19 protein-coding genes are annotated in these 21,576 nt (G+C 42.0%); 6 read left to right on the top strand and 13 right to left on the bottom strand.

Features of this window, described 5'->3' with window-relative positions; genetic code table 11:
* Nucleotides 1-28: 28 nt before the first annotated feature.
* Both tsaE and AK823_RS05850 read right to left on the bottom strand, forming a co-directional pair.
* The gene (gene tsaE, locus AK823_RS05855; RefSeq protein WP_068035385.1) at nt 29-547 is read right to left on the bottom strand and encodes a tRNA (adenosine(37)-N6)-threonylcarbamoyltransferase complex ATPase subunit type 1 TsaE; all 519 of its coding nucleotides are present in this window, start codon (nt 545-547) and stop codon (nt 29-31) included.
* Entirely contained in the window at nt 547-1,161 is a 615-nt protein-coding gene (locus AK823_RS05850; RefSeq protein WP_068035383.1) for a 6-carboxytetrahydropterin synthase, read from the bottom strand. Before AK823_RS05850 ends, tsaE begins: the two co-directional genes overlap by 1 nt.
* 412 nt (nt 1,162-1,573) lie before the next feature.
* On the opposite strand from AK823_RS05850, the gene AK823_RS14320 reads away from it, so the two are divergent.
* A complete protein-coding gene (locus tag AK823_RS14320; protein WP_264753646.1) occupies nt 1,574-1,696 on the top strand; it encodes a hypothetical protein in 123 nt (40 codons plus the stop codon).
* 118 nt (nt 1,697-1,814) lie between these two features.
* On the opposite strand, the gene AK823_RS05845 is transcribed toward AK823_RS14320, so the two are convergent.
* The 3 genes from AK823_RS05845 to AK823_RS05835 form a co-directional block, all read right to left on the bottom strand.
* Entirely contained in the window at nt 1,815-2,147 is a 333-nt protein-coding gene (locus AK823_RS05845) for a YnfA family protein (protein ID WP_068327221.1), read from the bottom strand.
* Nucleotides 2,148-2,297: 150 nt separating this feature from the next.
* Nucleotides 2,298-2,627, bottom strand: a complete 330-nt coding sequence (locus AK823_RS05840) for a DHCW motif cupin fold protein (protein ID WP_068327217.1) — start codon at nt 2,625-2,627, stop codon at nt 2,298-2,300.
* Nucleotides 2,628-2,685: 58 nt separating this feature from the next.
* The gene (locus tag AK823_RS05835; protein ID WP_068327213.1) at nt 2,686-3,147 is read right to left on the bottom strand and encodes an isoprenylcysteine carboxylmethyltransferase family protein; all 462 of its coding nucleotides are present in this window, start codon (nt 3,145-3,147) and stop codon (nt 2,686-2,688) included.
* A gap of 259 nt (nt 3,148-3,406) precedes the next feature.
* On the opposite strand from AK823_RS05835, the gene htpX reads away from it, so the two are divergent.
* Nucleotides 3,407-4,321 carry a protease HtpX gene (htpX, locus tag AK823_RS05830; RefSeq protein WP_068327210.1) on the top strand — a complete coding sequence of 305 codons (915 nt, stop codon included), beginning with the start codon at nt 3,407-3,409 and terminating at the stop codon, nt 4,319-4,321.
* Nucleotides 4,322-4,485: 164 nt separating this feature from the next.
* On the opposite strand, the gene AK823_RS05825 is transcribed toward htpX, so the two are convergent.
* The 4 genes from AK823_RS05825 to nspC all read right to left on the bottom strand — a co-directional run bounded on the left by AK823_RS05825 (nt 4,486) and on the right by nspC (nt 11,108).
* On the bottom strand, nt 4,486-5,349 hold the full coding sequence (locus tag AK823_RS05825) for a nucleotide-binding protein (RefSeq protein WP_068327208.1): 864 nt from the start codon (nt 5,347-5,349) through the stop codon (nt 4,486-4,488).
* Nucleotides 5,350-5,787: 438 nt separating this feature from the next.
* Nucleotides 5,788-8,019 (bottom strand): choline BCCT transporter BetT, encoded by a 2,232-nt coding sequence (gene betT / locus AK823_RS05820; protein WP_068327205.1) that lies wholly within the window; start codon nt 8,017-8,019, stop codon nt 5,788-5,790.
* Between the two features lie 335 nt (nt 8,020-8,354).
* A complete protein-coding gene (locus AK823_RS05815; protein WP_068327202.1) occupies nt 8,355-9,629 on the bottom strand; it encodes a saccharopine dehydrogenase family protein in 1,275 nt (424 codons plus the stop codon).
* Between the two features lie 267 nt (nt 9,630-9,896).
* Nucleotides 9,897-11,108, bottom strand: a complete 1,212-nt coding sequence (nspC, locus tag AK823_RS05810) for a carboxynorspermidine decarboxylase (RefSeq protein WP_068327199.1) — start codon at nt 11,106-11,108, stop codon at nt 9,897-9,899.
* Nucleotides 11,109-11,273: 165 nt separating this feature from the next.
* On the opposite strand from nspC, the gene AK823_RS05805 reads away from it, so the two are divergent.
* Nucleotides 11,274-11,864, top strand: a complete 591-nt coding sequence (locus AK823_RS05805; protein WP_228138935.1) for a DUF924 family protein — start codon at nt 11,274-11,276, stop codon at nt 11,862-11,864.
* 51 nt (nt 11,865-11,915) lie between these two features.
* Here the strand turns inward: AK823_RS05805 and AK823_RS05800 are convergent, their stop codons facing one another.
* The 3 genes from AK823_RS05800 to lpxB all read right to left on the bottom strand — a co-directional run bounded on the left by AK823_RS05800 (nt 11,916) and on the right by lpxB (nt 15,712).
* Nucleotides 11,916-13,208 (bottom strand): CAP domain-containing protein, encoded by a 1,293-nt coding sequence (locus tag AK823_RS05800; protein WP_068327194.1) that lies wholly within the window; start codon nt 13,206-13,208, stop codon nt 11,916-11,918.
* Nucleotides 13,209-13,493: 285 nt separating this feature from the next.
* Nucleotides 13,494-14,363: a ribonuclease HII gene (locus AK823_RS05795; protein WP_082785653.1), complete on the bottom strand. Its 870-nt coding sequence runs from the start codon at nt 14,361-14,363 to the stop codon at nt 13,494-13,496.
* A gap of 101 nt (nt 14,364-14,464) precedes the next feature.
* The gene (gene lpxB / locus AK823_RS05790) at nt 14,465-15,712 is read right to left on the bottom strand and encodes a lipid-A-disaccharide synthase (protein ID WP_149031891.1); all 1,248 of its coding nucleotides are present in this window, start codon (nt 15,710-15,712) and stop codon (nt 14,465-14,467) included.
* A 466-nt stretch (nt 15,713-16,178) separates the two neighbouring features.
* Between lpxB and AK823_RS05785 the strand changes: the two genes are divergently transcribed.
* Together AK823_RS05785 and AK823_RS05780 are read left to right on the top strand one after the other, a co-directional pair.
* Nucleotides 16,179-17,261: a 3-deoxy-7-phosphoheptulonate synthase gene (locus AK823_RS05785; protein WP_068035360.1), complete on the top strand. Its 1,083-nt coding sequence runs from the start codon at nt 16,179-16,181 to the stop codon at nt 17,259-17,261.
* 135 nt (nt 17,262-17,396) lie between these two features.
* Nucleotides 17,397-17,753, top strand: a complete 357-nt coding sequence (locus AK823_RS05780; protein WP_068327191.1) for a cupin domain-containing protein — start codon at nt 17,397-17,399, stop codon at nt 17,751-17,753.
* Nucleotides 17,754-17,838: 85 nt separating this feature from the next.
* Here the strand turns inward: AK823_RS05780 and pepN are convergent, their stop codons facing one another.
* Nucleotides 17,839-20,439: an aminopeptidase N gene (pepN, locus tag AK823_RS05775; protein ID WP_068330179.1), complete on the bottom strand. Its 2,601-nt coding sequence runs from the start codon at nt 20,437-20,439 to the stop codon at nt 17,839-17,841.
* Between the two features lie 314 nt (nt 20,440-20,753).
* On the opposite strand from pepN, the gene AK823_RS05770 reads away from it, so the two are divergent.
* Complete coding sequence (locus AK823_RS05770; RefSeq protein WP_068327188.1) at nt 20,754-21,446, top strand: DUF6231 family protein; 693 nt, start codon at nt 20,754-20,756, stop codon at nt 21,444-21,446.
* Nucleotides 21,447-21,576 lie beyond the last annotated feature (130 nt).

Raw genomic sequence — 21,576 nt, 5'->3', positions numbered from 1 at the left:
ATATTTTGGATTGCAGGCATTTTTTGAGCTAAATTTTCAAAACTGATAAGTCTAAGCCTTGCGCTTCCCCTATCTTTGATAATCGTATCTCCACCTGACGTGACTCATCAACGCTTTGAGTCATATCAATGAACAGTGTCGGCGGTGGTAGATAATTATCAGCGCGGCTTGGCCATTCGATAATAACCAGCGCATCTTTATCATCAAGGTACTCATCAAAACCAATAAGAGACAACTCTTCAGGGTCTTGTATACGATATAAATCAGTATGATAAACCAGCTTAGTTACGCCATTGCCTTGCTCAATACTATAAGGCTCGACCAAAGTATAAGTCGGGCTTTTTACCGCACCTTTATGCCCAAGTGCTTGCAACCAATAGCGTGTCAGCGTGGTTTTACCTGCGCCCAAATCACCTGCCAGCCAAACGCTACCTGACACTAACAAGGCGGCAAGCTGCTCGGCTAAGCTTTCGGTATCTGCTTCTGAATATAGAGTTAATATTCGCAACTGTTTATCAGTAAAAGGCGTATCATTATGATTAGACATCAGACTGTACCTGCTTGTTGTTCGTGAACCTGCATCGTTACCGAAGGATTTACAAAATTCTCACCGCGTATCAGCTTGGCATATAATTCAGGATCATGCCACTCACTACAGACTTGCTCGCTAAATTCAAAATCCTCTAATACCAGCTTGCCCATTTGCTCATTAGCCACATCATCAGCAAAACACTGGGCATAACCAGTTGCGGTTTCGTGTGCAATCACCGAGTAGACGCTGACATCAGACTCACCATTTTGCATTTGGGTTTGTTTTAGGATTTCTTGTGCCCAAAAGAAGATAACTCGTGAGAATTGCTCTGCTGAAGGTGACACTGGCAAACTAATCCAGCGTGCACTGAACTTCTTACAGGCAGCGATATACTCAGGATCGTCTTTATTCCAAAAACAAATCGCATGATCAAAGCTATCGATGATGTCTTTGATCGAAGACTTTAATAAGCCAAAATCATAGACCATTTGCCCATGATCTAGACGAGTGGCCTCTAAGATAAGCTCAATCTGATAACTATGACCATGGATAGAGTGTTTGCAGCGCTCAGAGCTACAGTTACGAACAATATGAGCATTTTCAAATTTAAATAGTTTACGAATACGCATAATAATTTTGACCAAAACAGTAAGCACTATTGTGCTAGATATTAATAAGTAAGAGTTTGCCAAACCTAATCATTGGCTTAACGCTTATTATAGCAAATCGGCATGTATCCGTAAGTAAGCACTTATTAATACTATTATTGTTTTATACATTATTCGAGCGCGACTCTAGCCAAAAACTCAATTTGAATACGCTTAATTTCAATATAAAAGCAGAGTTAAATATAACCGAGCTTAAAAGGATGAATTGAGTGGAGCGTAGGGAAATTGTGCTATCGCTATCTATTGCGGAGGCTTAGGGCTATACTTAATTCAGAACGCAGCGTCTGCGACAATTGTATCAATACCGCCCGATAGTCAGCCCCATTTGACTCAATCAGAAGGCAGTATAAGTTACCTTAAAAAGGAAAGAACCATGAGTAAAGGTCAAGATAGTAAGAAGAATGTAAAAAAGAAACCGCTGTTAACAGCAAAAGAGAAAAAAGCCGCCAAAAAATCTAAAAAAGAAGATAATGGTAGTATCTTAGGCAAACATTAATATTAAGTACATCAATATGCTAATTGAACCTATATTAATCTGAACTATAATATTAAAGCTGTGCCACTTGAATCTCACGGTTTGATTGGCATTTTTTATGCTAGGCGCTGCTTTTATATTAGGTGCTGCGTGGCGCAAACATAATAATCACCATTCCCAGCAGCGCGACCGCAGAACCTAATATATCCCATGTGGTTGGTCGAATGCCGTTGATAGTCCATAGCCAAATAATTGCCATTGCAACATACACCCCACCGTAAGCCGCATAAACTCGACCTACAGCGGTTGGATGTAAGGTCAGCAACCATACAAAGGCTGCCAGACTAAGCACACCGGGGATAAGTAGCCAAATTGACTTACCTTCTCGCAGCCATAGATAAGGCAGATAGCAACCCACAATTTCAGCCAATGCTGTCAGCACAAACAGCCCAACGGTTTTCAATTCAGTCAAAACCACTACTCCTAAACGGTGATAAATCCGGTCAAATACTGCACGGCATTGCCAGAAATAAACACTTTATCGCCCGTAACGACACAATCCAGAATCCCGCCTTTTATATTCTCATTTTTAGTCACATTTATAATACTTTTACGAGCATCATTAATCCACAATAAACAGCTTAGCGCCTATCTTCGTTGACGAGCGATGCGCGATTGTATCGTCCGCTACTTGATAAGTCATACCCGGTGTCAAGGTAAAAGTACGACCGTCCTTTAATTCCGTGTTTAATTCTCCTTCAACACAGAACAAAATGTGCCCTTTATAGCACCAGTGATCCGCAAGGTAGCCTGCAGAATACTCAACCATATGCACATTGATATTGTTAAATTCGCAAGTCTTCCAATACCCTGTGCCAGTCTCACCTTTGATTTCTACTGCTTCTACTTCCGTCCAGTCAGTAATCCCAAAAGGTATATTTTTCATTTCCATAACATTATCTCCCTGATTTAATCGTTAATTAATAATAAAACATTTTACCTACTATACCTCAAATCCAACGCCGCACCTTCTTTAGATACGTTTGATAACGCTTGCCAAATTTTTGTTCCATCATCCGCTCTTCTGGCTGAATCTGAAAACGAGTCATATAAAGCATAAAAACTGGCACTAACACAAACGCAAGAAAGTGAGACAAATATAATGCCCAGCATAATAAGATAAGTACCAATCCCACATACATAGGATTGCGAGTGTATTGATAAATACCGCGTGTCACTAGATTCGTAGATTTTTCGGGAGTATGTGGATTAACGGTAGTTTGTGCTTTTTTAAATTCAGCCACTCCCATAATACCACTGCCCAATCCTATAACACCCAAACAAATCGCTAGTGCAGTTGAGCCATTAAAAGAGAACTGCAAGCTTGGCATGATTTTAGCTACGCCATACATGGCAGCTGCGGTAATGGTGACCTGGGCTACAGGTGGTACTTTTAGCTCTAGAGCGTTCATTATTAGACCTTATGCATGATTAAATGATATATCTGAACAGTTGACTGTCTATTAGATGAGCTGACTGTTTTTAATTCTTATGCTTTCGTTCTTTTGGCGATTTCGGTGTGTGTGGACGGTTAACTGAGATTGTTATTTATCAAGACAACGCCATTTATGAAGAGCTATAATATATAAAAACATATATAAAGCAATAATATCTCAATTATGAGATTAGGTCTTAAAGTTGCATTTAAATTTTAATTGGGAAGTTAACGTAATGATGCGTATTGGATTGTTTTTATTGACCAACTTAGCGGTGATTGTGGTATTTAGCATCGTGTTTGGTATCTTATCCAGATTTTTTGGGATTGGTGGTGTACATGGCGTGGGCGGACTAAATTATAACAGCCTTGCTATTATGTGCGGTATATACGGCATGGTTGGTTCGATGGTTTCGCTATTTATCTCAAAGTGGATGGCGAAAAGATCTACGGGAACGGTTGTCATTGAGTCGCCAAGCAACGCTACGGAACAATGGCTGGTAGATACCGTCGCTAAACAAGCACGAGCGGTAAATATTGGGATGCCAGAAGTGGGGATATTTAATAATTCACAGCCAAACGCCTTTGCAACTGGCTGGAATAAAAACAAGGCTTTGGTCGCGGTCTCGTCTGGTCTATTGCAGAACATGAATCAAGATGAAGTAGAAGCGGTGTTGGCGCATGAGATTGGTCACGTGGCAAATGGTGATATGGTAACCCTTGCTCTTATCCAAGGCGTGGTGAACGCCTTTGTGATGTTCTTTGCACGTATCATTGGTAGCTTTGTCGACCGGACTGTCTTTAAGAATACGAGTAATAGCTCTGGTATTGGTTATTTTGTCACTAGTATCGTGATGGATATTCTGCTTGGTTTCTTGGCATCTGCCATCGTCATGTGGTTCTCACGTCTGCGTGAATTCCGCGCTGATGAGATGGGTGCAAAGCTTGCCAGCAAAGACAAAATGATTAGTGCGCTTGATGCCTTGCGCCCTTCTGCACAACGTCCAGATCAAATGCCAGAGAGCATGAAAGCATTTGCAATCTCGTCTGGGCAGTCCACAGGCTTTAGTATCGCTAACCTTTTCCGCTCACATCCAACGCTTGATGATCGTATTGCGGCGTTAAGGAAGTATAATCCTAGTGGAAGTTAGCTAACTATCTCTTTTCTGATCTACTAAGGCGCAACTTATACATTTATTATCTATAAGTTGCGCCTTAGTTTAGGTAAATCTATTAAACCTATTTGATAAGTATCTTAAGCATTGTATCGAATTTTTACTATCCAATCCACGATAAACAACCTCTTGAAAACCAGTCATACATAGGCGTCTGTCCTGAATCCATCCATATAATAAATACTATTATGACTCCATTTATCAACACCATGAACTCTAACGCTCTTTGCGACAATTATTGAAATAGAATTTGCACCATGTAATGGTGGAATGATTACATCCTTGTCTACGAAGTAAACATTATTCTCTCGTATTTTTATATCCTTCAAATAACTTCCCTTAGCCCCATCTTCCCAAAATTTTATTTCCCCAGGAGTTGCAGGTTTTGCAATAGAGAAGAAATGACTCTTTATTGACTCTAGAAAAGATTGAGACTGTTCTTTTGACCGCTGAACATCATGATTGACCATCCAAAGTTGTGACTGCGCATGACTTAACTGCTCTTTTAGTACTTCTGACTCAGTTGTTGTAGCTATTTTAGTTTCTTTGGCTTCCAATTTCTTTATTATTTGTTTTATTTTGGCACAACTACTTGTTACAGCATCAGACACGTCAACATCTTGATCATCATAAAAAGATGCTGTTATTCCTGCTAAATCAGTTGGCAGACGAAAGGTTGATTTGGAAGAGTTTGGTACCAAAATAAAACATTTTTCTAACCCAAGCGCTCCTATAAACATACCTAGTTCTAAGATAACATTGTCTCTGACAGAGCTATATTCTTTTTCACGTATTAGAGATTTATCATCTGGATGAAATACAAAAACAGCATAGTCAGCTTCTTTTGTTTTACTTATAAGTGTAGTTATTGTCATCGAAGATAAATCAAAAGCATTTTCCCATAGTTTCGGGCGAAACTCTGTATCAAGTTTAATATGAACAGCTTCTGCAACAGGTAGAGCCTCTGACGAAGATGCGATAAAAATTGTTGGTTTATCACTCATAATTAAATCCTCATATCTACTTAAAATTTTAATGTCATGATAGATATCTAACATTAGTAGGTTAAATCTACATATTTTTTTAATAACTTTAACTATTGAATTATATCAACTCACGTTCATAGAAGTCTTAAATTACTCTCATATTAATTTTTATAATTTTCGTTAAACTCTATTAGTAGCCGTAGGATGCGCCCAGCGCACCGATAAAAATTGCTCAAATCACGATAGATAGTAGCAAGAACGCGATGTCACCGCTAGCCCTGACAGTAGCGGCTATCCTGTCATAACTGCTAGGTTGCAAAGGCTTGGCGGGTCAGGGTGTCGCGGTAGCAGCAACCTGTCCCGCCAGTAGCCACTGCCCTAGCAGAAATGGCAGATAATAGCGGATGGCAGGATTGGCTCCCCTATTATCTATATGGTTTAATCACGACCAGCAGCTCAACTCTTACCTGTTATTCCCACTGACGTCAACGCGCTGTCCAGACCAGTATTAGTGTCTGCTGGGGCGCTAATAAAGGTCATGTAAGCTTCGTATTGCTCAAGGACATCATCGATAACTTGCTGCTTGGTCAATCCCATCAAGTCATAACCGCCCGTGCCGGTTTGGGTCGTCACCTCTAAACGGTAATAAACGTCACTGACAGGCGACATCTTGCCACTAAAGGTAGGCGACGGCGTCTCAACCATAGAGACTTGATAATAAAAGTTATTCAGAGCATCGGTGGATACCTTTAGCAATGGCCCGCCAATATCAATGTCATCAGCTATGTGAGGGATGTTATCGCGCTCGATATCATAACCTTGACGCTCAAACTCATTGGCGACATCGTTTAGCGCTGGGCGGACGACACGCTCAAGGAATTGGACGGTCTCACGCTTAGATGGGTATGCAAGCATTTGTCCCAATCGCTGCTTCCATGAACGCTCTGGTATATAACCACCGCTTGGCGTCACCGAAGGACGGCGCAGCACGGTGCCTTCGCGCTCGGCTCGTTCTATTTTTAACGCTTTAGAAAAAGAGAACATCACCAAATAAACGATAATGGTCACAGGAAGCGCGAAGATAAGCGTGGCGTATTCCATGGTAATGACGCCGCCTGCGATTAACATAGAGATGGTCAACATCGCCGTCAATACCGCCCAAAAGATACGTAGCCACTTCGGGCCATCTTCTGATGGATCGGGAATGGAGGTTGAAAAGTTCGACATGACCATCGCCCCTGAGTTGGCGCTGGTAATGTAGAATAGTAATCCTGAAAGTGTCGCTAAAGCTACCAAAATAGTCGCACCAGGGAACAGCTCAAGTAGCGCATACCAACCGCGCTCTGGGCTTTGCACTGCAAGTTCAGCGAAGGCTGTGTTGCCTTGCATTACCTGATAAAGGGCTGAATTACCAAAGAAAGAAACAATGATAAAGTCGCACAATACCGGCACGGTAATCGCGGCAATGACGAACTCACGTAGCGTACGACCACGCGAAATACGAGCTAAAAACACCCCAACGAACGGTCCCCATGCCAGCCAAAAAGCCCAAAAGAACAGCGTCCAACTGCCCATCCAGTCGCTACTACCGGGTACATAAGCAAAGGTTTTGAACATCCTAGCAGGTAGCGTGACAAAGAACTGACCAAGGTTTTCAACCAGAGCATTTAATAAGAATGCCGTCTCGCCAGCGATAAGGATAAACGCCATCATTGCCACTGCGCTCCAAAGGTTCAACTCGGATATCCAGCGAATACCACGGTCAACACCTGAGGTAGTGGCAAGAATGGTCAAGATAACGGCACCAACCACGAGGGCAATCTGTAACGTTAAGCCCTCCTCTAAACCAAACAGCTTTGAGAAACCAACGTTGAGCAGTACCACGCCGATACCCATCGTCGTCGCCACACCGAACACCGTACCCACTAATGCAATGATACTAATACCATGACCGATAGGACCTTTTACCCGCTTACCAAGTAATGGATAAAGGGCCGCTCGAATGGATAAAGGCATATCCCAGCGGTAGGCAAAATAGCCCATCGCCATACCGAGCAATGCGTAAACCGACCAGCCAGCGATGCCGTAATGAAACATCGTCCAAACGACAGCATCTTGCATGGCTGCGGCGCTCGACCCATCACTAGAAGGCGGGGTTAAATATTGTACGACAGGACCGGTCACCGAGAAAAACAGCAAATCAATACCAACGCCAGCCGCAAATAACATCGCCGCCCAAGTACCTAGCTTGTATTGTGGCCACGAATCATCAGGCCCAAGACGTATGCTGCCTTCTTTGGATAATGCGACCCAAAGCACAAAGCCGATGACTATCACCATCGTAATCACGTAATACCAGCCAAGATTGGTCGCAATCCAATCCACCACCGCTCTCATCGTCGTGCTGGCATTAACAGGCATAAAAATCGCCCATATGGAAAAGGCAACAATCACTAGCGAGGAGATAATCAGCACGCTCCAATTAATAGGGGCAACGCTGTTTTCTGATAATTCTTGCGCGCCTTTTTGCAGATCATTACGCGATATAGGAACGTCTTCATCAAAAGGTTTGGATTGACGTTTTGTACCGCCAAACTGGCTACGCTCGAACGGTGTGCGCGAACTTTCAACTTGCTCATTTGGCTGGTCAGCCTCGGTTAAGCTATCGTCATTTGGTTCGTTGGTCATTTTTACTCCCTGTATTGAATTTATATTGGACAAGCGAGCATGCTCTGAGTTGTCAATTAAGCCTCAGAATTGTCAGTTAAGCTATAACTTAATAATAGGATTATGTCATATAGCGAATAATTTGATAGTGCCGGTAATGGATGTCTGAGGATAGGTCTAGGTAATGAGTATAGGTAATAGTGTTAGATTTTTCGATACCTTGATTCTTGGTTTGGAATTGAAGAAAATTCTTAAGTTATTAATTATTGAAGATAATTAATGAAGACATATTAAAAAGCCCATCTAACTCTCTTATTGAGAAATTAGACAGGCTTTTTTTGAATACCTAGAACATGTTAAATATCGAACTCTAACGCTCTATCACCTTTACTGTCTTGAATACGCGTTGGCAAGCCAATCTTATTCAAAAGATTAATGTACGGCTTGGCATCCAGCTCTTCGACGTTGACCATCTTGCCAGCATCCCATTCGCCAGTAGCAACTAGCATAGCAGCAGCAACAGGTGGCACGCCTGCAGTATAAGAGATACCTTGACTACCCATCGCTTCATAAGCTTCTTTATGATCTGAGACGTTATAGATAAACACCTCAGTATCGACGCCGTCAACTTTACCCTTAACCTTATCGCCGATACAAGTTTTACCCGTATAATTGGGTGCTAGTGAGCTTGGATCTGGTAGCACAGCTTTAACGACTTTTAGCGGAATAACTTCTTGTCCTTCAGCAGTCATCACTGGCTGCTCCGACAATAGACCTAGATTTTGTAGCACGGTGAAAACATTAATATAGTGCTCACCAAAACCCATCCAAAAACGAATATTCGGCACATCTAAATTGGCTGATAAAGAATGAATCTCATCATGACCACTTAAATAGCTATTTTGCACGCCAACGACTGGCAGATCATCGGTGCGCTTCACTTCGAACATCTTGTTAGATTGCCATTTGCTATCTTGCCAAGAATAAACCGTACCTGTGAATTCACGGAAATTAATCTCAGGATCAAAGTTGGTCGCAAAGTATTTGCCGTGGCTACCTGCGTTGATATCGATGATATCGATGTCAGTGACCGAACCTGCGTCCATCATGTCATAGCCAAGACGCGCGTAGGCGTTAACCATGCCAGGATCAAATCCTGCACCTAAAATAGCAGTGATGTTATTGTCTTCACAACGCTGACGACGTTTCCATTCATAGTTTTCATACCATGGTGGCGTCTCACAAATCTTGCGTGGATCTTCGTGAATAGCAGTATCAATGTAAGCGACACCTGTCTCGATACAGGCTTCAAGCACGCTCATATTAAGAAAAGGCGATCCGACATTAATAACGATCTGGATGCCCGTATCTTGTATTAGTTTTACAAGCGCTTGACCATCCATCGCATCGATTTGATGGGTATGTAAAACGGCAGCTTGCTTAAAGCTACCTTTATCTTTCACACTCTGAGCAATCGCATCACATTTATCCTGAGTACGCGAGGCAATGTGAATGTCGCCGAGTACATCATTATGCATTGCACATTTATGAGCAACTACTTGAGCGACGCCGCCTGCTCCGATGATGAGTACATCTTTTTTGTTGGACTTAGCTTGTTGATTTGTGTTCAATGAACAATCCTCCTTTGTGTCCCTGTCGATACCATTGATATTGGCTATGCAAAACAGAAACGAGTGAATGATATGCGTGAATTAAAAAGGAAGACCGAGGAAAACCCACGCACCCGTTAGACAAATATTGCTGCCTTTGCCAGCGGCAATTATAACAATTTTTATTCGCTTTTCGGCAAAAATTACAACATAACTTAAAAACTTCAGAATGCATAATGATTCTTGAACCATTGTTTAAAGGTTATGCCAATCATTAGCTCAATGAAGTTAGGACAAACTCGCTTTATAGTCTTGATAGTCAAATTCACGCTGTACGTCAATACTGCCATCCAAACGACGAATAACAATCGCTGGCATGTTGACCCCATTAAACCAGTTTTTCTTCACCATGGTATAACCTGCGGCATTACCAAATGCAATCTTATCACCTACTTTTAAATGGTTAGGTAATGCATACTCGCCAAAGATATCGCCTGCTAAGCAAGAACGACCATAGATAATCGTATTGTCAGGCGCGTCATATTTTTGATCAGTGCTAGCGGGCACAACATCAACCGACTCATCATTAATAGAGGCAATAGACGCTGACTCCTGATAGATCAGCAAATCAAGCATGTGTGCTTCGATAGAAGCATCGACGACGGCTAAGTTTTTTTCATTATGCATGGTATCTAATACCGTCGTAACCAATGACCCTGCGCCATGGATACTTGCCTCGCCAGGTTCTAGATAGACTTGTACGTCATACTTTTCGCTAAAGCCTTTTAACCTTTCAGCGAGTTTTTCTAGTGGATAATCAGGGGCGATAAAATGAATGCCACCGCCCAAGCTGACCCATTCGAGCTGTGCTAAAACGTCACCAAATCTATCTTCGATATCAGCCAAGCTAGCACTAAAGGCTTCAAAACTGTCGTTCTCACAGTTGTTATGAATCATCACCCCAGTTATATCACCGAGCACCGCTGCAATCTTATCTTTATCATGCTCACCAAGACGACTAAAGGGACGAGCAGGATCAGCGATGATAAATGATGAATTGCTGGTCTTTGGATTCAAGCGCAGCCCTACTGAAATATTTTGTGCACGGGCTTGGTCTTTAAAAGCATTTAATTGCGAGATAGAGTTAAAGATAATCTTATCCGCATAGCTAAGCACTTCAGATATCTCATCGCTACTATAGGCCACGCTATAGGCATGAGTCTCTTTTTTATCTTCGCTATTGCCATTGCTATTATTGCCGAAGGTTTCATAGCCTAAACGCACTTCATTTAGTGAAGACGATGTTGTGCCATGTAAATAAGGGTGCATGACGTCAAAGACACCCCATGTGGCAAAGCATTTGAGTGCCAGTAATGCCTTAGCACCAGACAGCTCGCACAGACGTGCAATAATCTGCATATTAGCGACTATTGCAGCTTCATCAAGCAAATAATAAGGTGTTGGTACGGCAACTGGTTTTAAAGTTTTTATCGAGTTCATAAGAGATAACCTAATGGCTTTTGATAGGGTTATGACAGATATAAATATTTGCGCTATAGTAGACTAAATTCATCATAATTAGAATATCTTATGTCGCTTTCGACCGATTATTCCACTTCTACCAGCCAAGCTAACTTATCTCAACTCGATCCAAAGAATATCGATATGACCCATCTTAATCCTGATGCGCGTGCAGTGTTAGATTTTTGGTTCGACAAAGATAATGAGCAATACTGGTTTGACCAAAACGATGGTTTTGATAAGCAAATAAATGATAAGTTTGGCAAAATTTGGCAAGCCGCAAAACAAGGTGAATGCGTGATTTGGCGAACCGCAGAAACATCAACAGATAGTAACAGCTCAACCACGGCTTTGGCGGGACGCTTAGCAGAAATTATTGTTTTAGATCAGTTTTCACGCAATCTATGTCGCGGACAGGCTTGTGCTTTTGCGCAGGATGGCATGGCACTGGTATTGGCTCAAGAAGCTATTGGGCAGCCACATTTTAATAGTTTGCCGATGGAATGGCGCAAATTTATTATCATGCCATTTATGCACTCTGAGTCAGCGATGATCCATGAGCGCTATTTACCACTGTTTGAGCAATTAGATCATGCGAACACCTTGGACTTTGAACATCGCCACAAAGACATCATTGGTCAGTTTGGCCGTTATCCGCATCGTAATGAGGTTTTAGATAGAGAGTCGACTGCTGAAGAAAAAGCATTTCTAAAGCAGCCGGACTCGTCATTTTGATTAACTGTGTGCACGTTAGCGCAAGACTTATACGCTAACGTGCATACAGGTTTAATAGTTAACTTCACCTGTTGTAAAGGTAAACTGCTTAGTTTCTAGCGTCTTATTATCTACTAGAACATCAAAGCTGACTTGGTATTTACTATTGCCATAAAGACCACAGTTTTTACCTACTCTACGACCAGTTTCACAGCTTTGCAAACTATCAGTAATCGGCAGAATAAAAGCTTCGTTTTGCGGTAATTCGTAGGCGGTTCTCTTATGAGGGTCATTGCTATAATCTAGCAGGTCTACAGGCACGTCTATATTACGCTGGATATCACGAAACTTAATATTACTAATTTTAATGTTTTTAGCCGATGGCATGTTGATATAGATAGGCTGGCCGATAGGATCAGTACCTAGGTCACGTCCTGTCCCTGCCACTGGGCTTGGAAACTCATTGTAAAGCGCAGTATTTGTATCTGCTACATCAGTACAAGGATAAGTAAACAGTCCCTCAACCGAACGATTTTCTGTATTTCGATCAGCTGATGATGCGTTGACAAAAACATAGCCCTGACTTTTATCAGTAGCCTTACCATAAGGCTTGTAAGCTATCATACCTGAGCCTGTTTGACTAAGGTTAGGAGTTACTAATAGACGCATATGATAAGGTGCAGCTAGTAGAGACTTAGTCATTGAATGCGCAGCATACTCTGGTGACGCGACTCTACCAGCTGAGCTGTAATACGTTATTCTCGATATGTTTTCTACAACACCATGAGCCAAGTTTGAATATCCAGCTTTAAGTAGACGATCTTTGAAGCTAATACCTGTAAAGAATGGATTGTTCTTTCCTGTCCATGTCTTTATATCTTCGATCTCTCTTTCATCGTGCGCATTAAACATCGTTGGGCTACTATTTGCGAAAACATGCTGGATGTACTGCGCGTGCTGGGTTGCTATTTTGGTTAGCTCGTTATTCTGTGCTAACCCACCAAGCGCACAGGCTTGTCTTTGTGAGTTTAATAGCTTTGAGCCAACCTGCGCAGCCCCATCATAGCTCTTACTCTCCACATCTTTCATATCGACTTCAACTTTTAATACTGGCGATGTAGCCTCAGGCGCTGATGTTTCAGGAGAAGTAGTCGGTTTTAACGGTTCAGGAGAAGTGTTAGGCTCTGATGGCTTAGAAGTATCAATAGGGCTTGACGGACTAATTGCTTCAGGTGAGTTCGAGTTGCTTGAATTAGTACTAGTACTAGTATCGGAACTCTCACTGCCACCACCGCCACAAGCAGTTAAAAGCAGAGCTGAAGAAAGAGCAATGACGAGACTTTTTTCTGAGGTAATAAAATTCATCGTTTATCCTATAAAAGCATGAAGTGAGCATATTGAGTGACCATAGTCAAAATGAGCAATAAGCATGCCAATTCATAGTAAATAGAACCGTCTATGACAATAAAAAAACCGTCTGTAGGAGACGGTTTGATATAACGTGAATTTTAGGAGTTGATTTGAAAGGTAATTTGGAGAGGGGTTTGAATAATAAATTTAGGATTAATGTGAAAGCTGTAAGATTATTTGCTTAGGCTATTTAGCCTTCAATCACCTTGTAGAATAAGTAGTTCTTCTAGATTTAATTCGTCATTTATTCTCAAGTACTCGCCTTACTGGCGCAAAACTACGACGATGTTCAGGCAATACGCCATACATCTCAATGGCTTCCATATGAACACGAGTGGGATAACCTTTGTGCTTAGCGATACTATACTGTGGATGCAACGAATCTAAATGATACATAGTCTGGTCGCGGCTGACTTTTGCTAAGATACTAGCAGCTGCAATGCTAGTGTGACGTGCATCACCCTTTACCCAAGCTTGGCAATCAATGCTTGACTCAGATATACCAAAAGATGAGAGTTTCAGATAATCTAACTCTGGACAGCGATTTCCATCGAACAATACCTGAGCCTGCAGATTGTATGACGTGCTACTTGTATCATTTGCAATTTGCTCTGCTACCGCAACTAATAGCGCCTCTGTACATAAGCGCATACCAAGCATCGTTGCTTGCAGAATATTTATCTGATCAATGACCGCTGCTGGAATCTCTGCAACCACATAACCTAAAGCGTTTTGTTGCACCAATGGATAAAGCTTATCGCGTTTTTTTTCGCTTAATTGCTTGGAGTCCGTCAGTATAGATAACGGCGTATTCACTAATGTCTGCATCTCAATCAAACCTGACCACGCGCTTGGTAGTATTGCGGCAGCCACGTTCACACTGCCTAGCAAGGGGCCGCGCCCTGCTTCATCAACCCCAATCTGTAGCGTTAATTTTTCTACTTCATTGTCTATACACGCAAGTATCTGACGTAAATCGTCAGTAAGCCGTAATTGACCAGTTAAGCGAATCGGAGCAGCTAAACTAATAAACTGTCCTTTAACATCTATGAGCTCAATATCGCTTTTAATATGAATAATACGACTATCTAAACAGGTTTCAATATCCATAATTATCAGACTTTTTATTTATTTTTTAACAATGTTTTAATTAATAATATTTCAATCAATAATGCTTCGATCAATAACAATTAAACCAATCAATTAATAATTTAACGATTACCTTGAGCAAACCACTGCGCAATCACACTATTAGCTGGCTCATGATTGCTTTGCTGTTGCAATGTCTGCTTGGTCTCGATCAAAGCTTGTAACTGCTCAGCATAGGCGCGAGGCTGCAATAACTTTGTGACTGTTCGGCAAATATTTTCCCCACTCGCCTGCTCTTGTATAAGCTCAGTTACGATAGTTCTTCCTGCTAATATATTAGGTAATGCGACATAGGGTACTTTTACCAGACGCTTGGCAATCTGATAAGTAAGCTGATTTAATTGATAAATAACGACCATCGGGCGTTCAAGGAGCATGGCTTCAAGCGTTGCCGTACCCGATGCCAGCATAATAATATCAGAGGCTGCCATGGCCTGTTGGCTAAAGGCTGGCTGGCTTTCGTCATAGACTACAACAATAGCAGCACGCAATTGCTCTGAGCGTTGATCAATCACATCTTGTACGATGTATTGATGGTTTTGATCAACAGTTGGTATGATAAAGCACAGTTTAGGATCTACTAATAATAACTTCTGAATACCGTCTAGCATGAGTGGCAAGATAGCGGTTATCTCACCACGCCTTGATCCCGGCATTACACAAATCAACTGACTAACATCATCGAAACGCTCAATAAAAAACTGTTGCAAGCCGTCATTATGCCAGACCAGCTCACTACGTAGCTGATTGGTCGGGGTATCTACCAAGTCTTGATTTAGGGTTCGCAATAGCGGATGGCCGACACATATCGCAGGATGGTTATGACGCTCATATACTGGCAGCTCAAATGGAAATAAGCATAGTACTAAATCGGTCGCTGCCTTAATGCCGTGAATACGCGATTCACGCCAAGCCCAAATTGACGGGCTAACATACTGCACACAGAACACCCCTTTTGGTTTGAGCTTCTTTGCAACCCGTAGATTAAAATCAGGCGCATCAATACCGACAAACCAGTCTATATGAGCAACCTGAAAAGCTGCTAATAGCTCACGTCGTGCTTTGAGCAAATCAGGCAACTGCGATAACACTTCCACCAAACCCATCACCGCTAGGCGTGCTAATGGGAAAATACTGTGTAACCCTTGCGCCTGCATTTTTGACCCGCCAACCCCTACCCAAATGATATCATCACGCAGGTTATTCATTTGCTGCATAAAATCTGCACCCAAACTATCACCAGATACTTCACCTGCAACAATACCAATCACCAGCGGTTTGTTTGGCAACTGGTGATTATCATTCGTCATACCAAATGAATCGGCAGATTCTTCAGTAGTTTGAAAGGGCGTGGCAGAATCAGTCATGACAGGTCTCAACATTAACAATGCAATAATGAACAATTAAAAAATACAGCAAAGCGTATGCCATAAGAATCAGATGGGGAAGCGCCTAAAATCAGACGTCTAAAACAATTAGTACAAACAAAATAATCAGGGCTTGTCTATGTAGTAAAGTATGAAACTATGTGCCTTAACCTATGATTTTGATTTTTTATTAAACATATTAAGTACATTAATGCGTAAAACTGTAGACCATAAATGAGCTACATATAGTAAAAATGCACCCTGCGCATCCCGATAATGGGCAAGTATAACAAAATTTTGGTTTTAACATTCCAGTTATCAGTCAATTAACTGAACGACTGCCCTTGTCAACATGCAATTTTGACCGCATAATGAATATCCCTATAAATTAGCTAGACGAAGTGTAATCATGACAACACCAGCTACCCATAATGCAGATATTGATGACGTGAACATTGAAAAATTCATTCCTTTGATCACTCCCGCTGAGCTAAAAGCTGAGCTGCCCCTTTCGAACGAAGCTTATAAAACCGTTCTAAAAGGTCGCCATACTATTCAAGATATTTTGGATGGTAAAGATAAGCGCCTGTTTATAGTCATCGGTCCTTGCTCTATCCATGATATCAAGGCGGCGCACGAATATGCTGACCGCTTAGCCGTATTGGCAAAAGAAGTCGAAGACACTATCTTTGTCGTTATGCGTGTCTATTTTGAAAAGCCACGTACTACTGTTGGTTGGAAGGGCATGATTAACGACCCTGATATGAATGACAGCTTCGATATCGAAAAAGGTCTACGTACCGCTCGTAAGCTACTGCTTGATTTAAATGAGAAGGGTTTGCCTTGTGCGACTGAAGCTTTAGACCCAAATACCCCGCAGTACATGCAGGACTTGATCAGCTGGTCAGCGATTGGCGCACGTACCACTGAGAGCCAAACACACCGTGAGATGAGTTCAGGCTTATCGTGCCCAGTAGGCTTTAAGAATGGTACTGACGGTGGCATGACTGTCGCAGTCAACGCTATGCAAGCAGTAAAAGCTGGTCATAGCTTCTTAGGTCTATCAGAAGATGGCAAAGTATCTATCATCAAGTCTAAAGGCAACCCTTATGCACACGTCGTACTGCGCGGTGGTAATGGCAAACCTAACTATGACGAAACCGCTGTCGCCCAAGTCGAAAACGAGCTAGCTAAAGGAAAAACCAGCAGTAAGATTATGATCGACTCAAGTCATGCAAACTCAGGTAAAGACCCTTACTTACAACCGATGGTCATCCAAAATGTCGCTGAGCAGATTCAAAACGGTAATAAATCAATTATCGGCATGATGATTGAAAGCCATTTAAAAGGTGGCAGCCAAAAGCTTACTGAAGATTTGAGCCAGCTCGAGTATGGTAAATCTATCACCGATGGTTGTCTCGATTGGGATAGTACCGTGACTGCTATACATAATCTACGTGATACGGTGAAAGACATTTTACCTAATCGCTAATAGCTAACTACCTAAATATTAATTGAGAAAAAGCCCATCTATGCGTAGGTGGGCTTTTTATTGCCTAATCAAATTAAAACAATAAGCTTTTAGTTTATTATGGGATAAATGATCTTTATATGAAAAGGGAAAACCATGAATACCATTAAACTCTCGGATAAACTAAGCATGTTTTCAAGCTACTGGGATCCACATGTCGTTGCTGATTATAATCAAAACGAAGTGATGGTAGTAAAATTTCAAGGAGAGTACCCCTTTCATAAACATGAAGAAACGGACGACTTTTTCTATGTGTTAGAGGGCGAGATGTTTATGGATATAGAAGGTGAACATTCTCGTCTTGTCAAAGCTGGGGAATTGTTTATCGTACCCAAAGGTGTGAGCCATCGACCACGCGCAGAGCATGAAGTGAAGGTTTTACTAATCGAACCAAAAGGCGAGCCAAATTCTGGTGATTCAGATAGAGAACCTGCGCCCAAGCCGAGAATTTAGATCTTCAAATAGCCTAACTCATAACGTCAAAAGGCTAAACTGATATTTTAGTTTAGCCTTTTATTTTACTTGTTAAAGCAAATTATTAATCCGCTGCCGCGCCTAGCACACTATCTAAGCTCTCAAGTACATGCTTAGAAGATGCTTTTTCCTGCAAACTGATAAGCTGCTCATGCGCCATTTGACGACGTGGTTCAACCAATGTGTACCAGCGTGCCAGCACTTGCAGTAAGCGCGAGGCCAAGACAGGATTGGCATCATCCAACCTTTGAATCACATCGGTATAGATGTCCAATCCTTCTGTCGTCCAAAGTATAGTCGGCTGCGAGGTAAAAGCGCTGATTACTGAGCGTACACGATTGGGCGTGTTCCAATCGAAATCTGCATGATTCAGCAGATCTTTAATTTTATTAGTACTCACATTGTCAGCAGCGGCTTGCACACTAAACCATAAGTCAATTACTAAGTCATCGGCTTGAAAGCGATTATAAAAATCTGCCAAATACTCATCAGCATTTGCGACCTGATGGTTGACCATCGCCTTTAATGCACCAAAGCGTTCGGTCATACAGCTAGCATTATCGTACTGCTGCTGTGCCAATTCAGCCGTGCCTGCAACTTTGGCAGTCAATGCCATATCCAATACTACGTTACGCAAGGCACGCTTCCCGCGAGCCTCAGAGCTATCCTCATAAGCCTGTAACGGCAGTTGTTCATAGAGCGTTGTCCACTGCCCCGATAGTGACTCTGCCACTTGACGATACAAGCCTTCACGCTGCTCTTTAATCAATATCGGATCGTAGTTTTTGTGAATGGCAGAGGCCAACTCTTGCGCTGATGGAATATCAAGCAAGCGTGCAGCCAACATAGCATCGTCAGTAGCCAAGGTTGGTAAGGTCTGTGCCAATGCTTGCAGATATACCTCAGGACTGCTTTTAGAGCCCTGACCTTGCAGTAAAATACGATTTACTAGCATCTGCGTCACTTGCCAGCGGTTAAAACCATTGGTCTCATGTTTGAGTAAAAATGCCAAGTCTTCATCTTGATAGTCATAGTTGAGCTGTACCGGCGCACTGAAATCACGGAGTAATGACACCACAGGTTCACTGGTAATATTATCGAAGCTAAAGGTTTGCTCAGCCTGATCTAACAACAACATACGCTCGCCGACTATATCACCAGACGCTTTATCGAATAGCGCTGTCGCTACTGGAATCGGTAAAGGTTTAGGAGCTTCAAATCCGCTCACATGGCGCGTTTGCTGACTCAGAGTAATGGTCAACGTTTGCGTCTCGCTATCATAGTCTTGATGACCAGACAGCATTGGCGTACCTGGTTGACGGTACCAATCGATGAAGTCCTCGATTTTATCGTCAGTAATGCTTAGTGCTGATAAAAAGTCCTCAACTGTGACTGCTTGACCATCGTAACGACGAAAATATTCGTCAGTGCCTTTACGGAAATTATCCGGCCCCAATGTATTGGCCAGCATGCGCACGATTTCAGCGCCTTTTTCATAAATAGTGGTGGTATAAAAATTATTAATCTCAACGAAGCTTTCAGGACGTACTGGATGCGCAAGTGGTCCTGCATCTTCCGCAAACTGATGCGCACGTAATGTCGCTACATCATCGATACGCTGCACCGCACTCGACTGCTGATCCGCTGAAAAGGATTGATCACGATAAACCGTCAACCCTTCTTTTAGGCACAATTGGAACCAGTCACGGCAGGTAATACGGTTACCCGTCCAGTTATGGAAGTATTCATGAGCGATGACTGCTTTGACATTAAAGCTACGCGCATCGGTCGTGGTCTCAGGACTAGACAATACGCAGGCGGTATTAAAGATGTTTAGGCCTTTATTTTCCATTGCGCCCATATTAAATTGACTGACCGCGACTATCATGTAGCGATCCAAATCATACGCACGGCCGTAATTAACTTCATCCCACTCCATCGCGTCTTTCAATGCTTGCATACCGACATGGCATTTATCAATATCCGTAGATTTAGCATACACTTCAAGCGTGACTTCGCGACCTTCACTGGTTGTATAATGATCGGTAAGCACATCTAAATCAGCAGCAACACAGGCAAACAGATAACTTGGCTTATTGGTCGGATCATGCCAAATAGCATAATGACGGTCTGGCACATCTGCAACTTCACCTTGCTCCACCAAATTACCATTGGCGAGCAGTGTCGGATAACGCTTATCTGCTTCAACGCGCGTGGTAAATATCGCCAGTACATCGGGACGGTCTGGATAAAAAGTAATCTTGCGAAAGCCTTCTGGCTCACACTGGGTGACAAACATGGTATCGCTACCAGTGCCTGCCATATACAAACCTTCTAGCGCAGTGTTGGTCTGCGGATGAATGCGAACCTGCAACTCTAACGTTAAATTATCAGGAGCATCAGCAATCGTGAGTTTGCCATCTGCTTGGCTATACTGCTCAGAGCTAAGAGGCTCACCATCAACCTTAATAGTAACGAGCTCAACATCTTCACCGTATAGCACCAAATCACCTACCGCTTGGCGGTTCATGACTAGCTTGCTATCAACCGTTGCATAATCATCGAAAATCTTGATATCTAAATCTACGGTATCCACATCAAAACTTGGCAGCTGATAATCAGTCAGATGAATTTTTCTAGGTGCATGTGGTGGCACGTCAGGCATATCAGGGTTAATGATTTGAGCATCAGTTTCAGAGATAGACATAGAAATTCCTATTATTTAAGATGAATATGCTTGAGCCAATAATTATCATTATAATGAGCAAATGAGCATAGTTGTGAGGTAAAACAAAGCGATATATTTTCTACAGTATTTTTGTATATAAGCGATAGACTATATGATACTCATTTCTATTGCTACATTGGCTCAGTCTGCTAGATTTCAAGGGCGAGCAAGTTTTAAGCTCGGTCACCAAACTTTTTATTTATCCTCTATAATAAAATATGACTCATTTTTTAATCAGCTGGCAATACTCTATGACTGACTCATCGGCAAATACAACGAATAGTACGATTACCCTAAATATATTGGATGATTATATAGAGGCACTACTACCCACCCTCGACGATTCAATCTCACCATCTAATATTGAGGATAATGCAGCGATTTCAGATAATAAAAACACCGTCAATAAAACATCGAATAATATAAAGTCGAATAATATCCCTCAGCTATTATGGACAGTTGAAAATCAGAAAATGCTTGCTGAGTTAAGATCGCAGTTGGGTCTCAAAAATGAAGGGGCTAATGATGAAAAAACTGTCAACACTCCTGCTAGTATAAATGCCGCTACGAAAAAAATAGCAGACTTCTCCACATTATCAGAGCTTACGACGCAATCCATACCGCAGCGCTACCAACTTGCGTGCTTTTGGCTACCCAACTTATCATTAGACATGCTGCAACCCTACATTCCATTGCTAATGCGCTACCGTGACCTCTATGCTGCACATTTAGTTATTGCTCTTGATAGTACTTTAGATCTGCGAGCTTATGGCTTTACACCTCTTGATATATTAGGTGAGACTCCATTGCCTCAGTCATCGTCAAACTTGTCAGCATCATTAACGTTATGGCAATTTAATTTATATGATTATAAAAAGCTACCAAATTGGCTGAATGCTGATTATTGGGCCAACCCTGAAAACTGGAACAAACATCGCTGGTAATGGCTTTATGACTTGTCAGACCACTGATTCTCACTAAAAGTTGCCAAATGTATATTGTAATAGCTGACAAATTTTGACATGATTTACAGTAATGTTATTTACATAACGTAACATTGATTCTACTATGGGC

The organism is Psychrobacter sp. P2G3, from assembly GCF_001593285.1.
Lineage (GTDB): Bacteria > Pseudomonadota > Gammaproteobacteria > Pseudomonadales > Moraxellaceae > Psychrobacter.
This window is presented reverse-complemented; position numbering and strand designations above follow the sequence as displayed.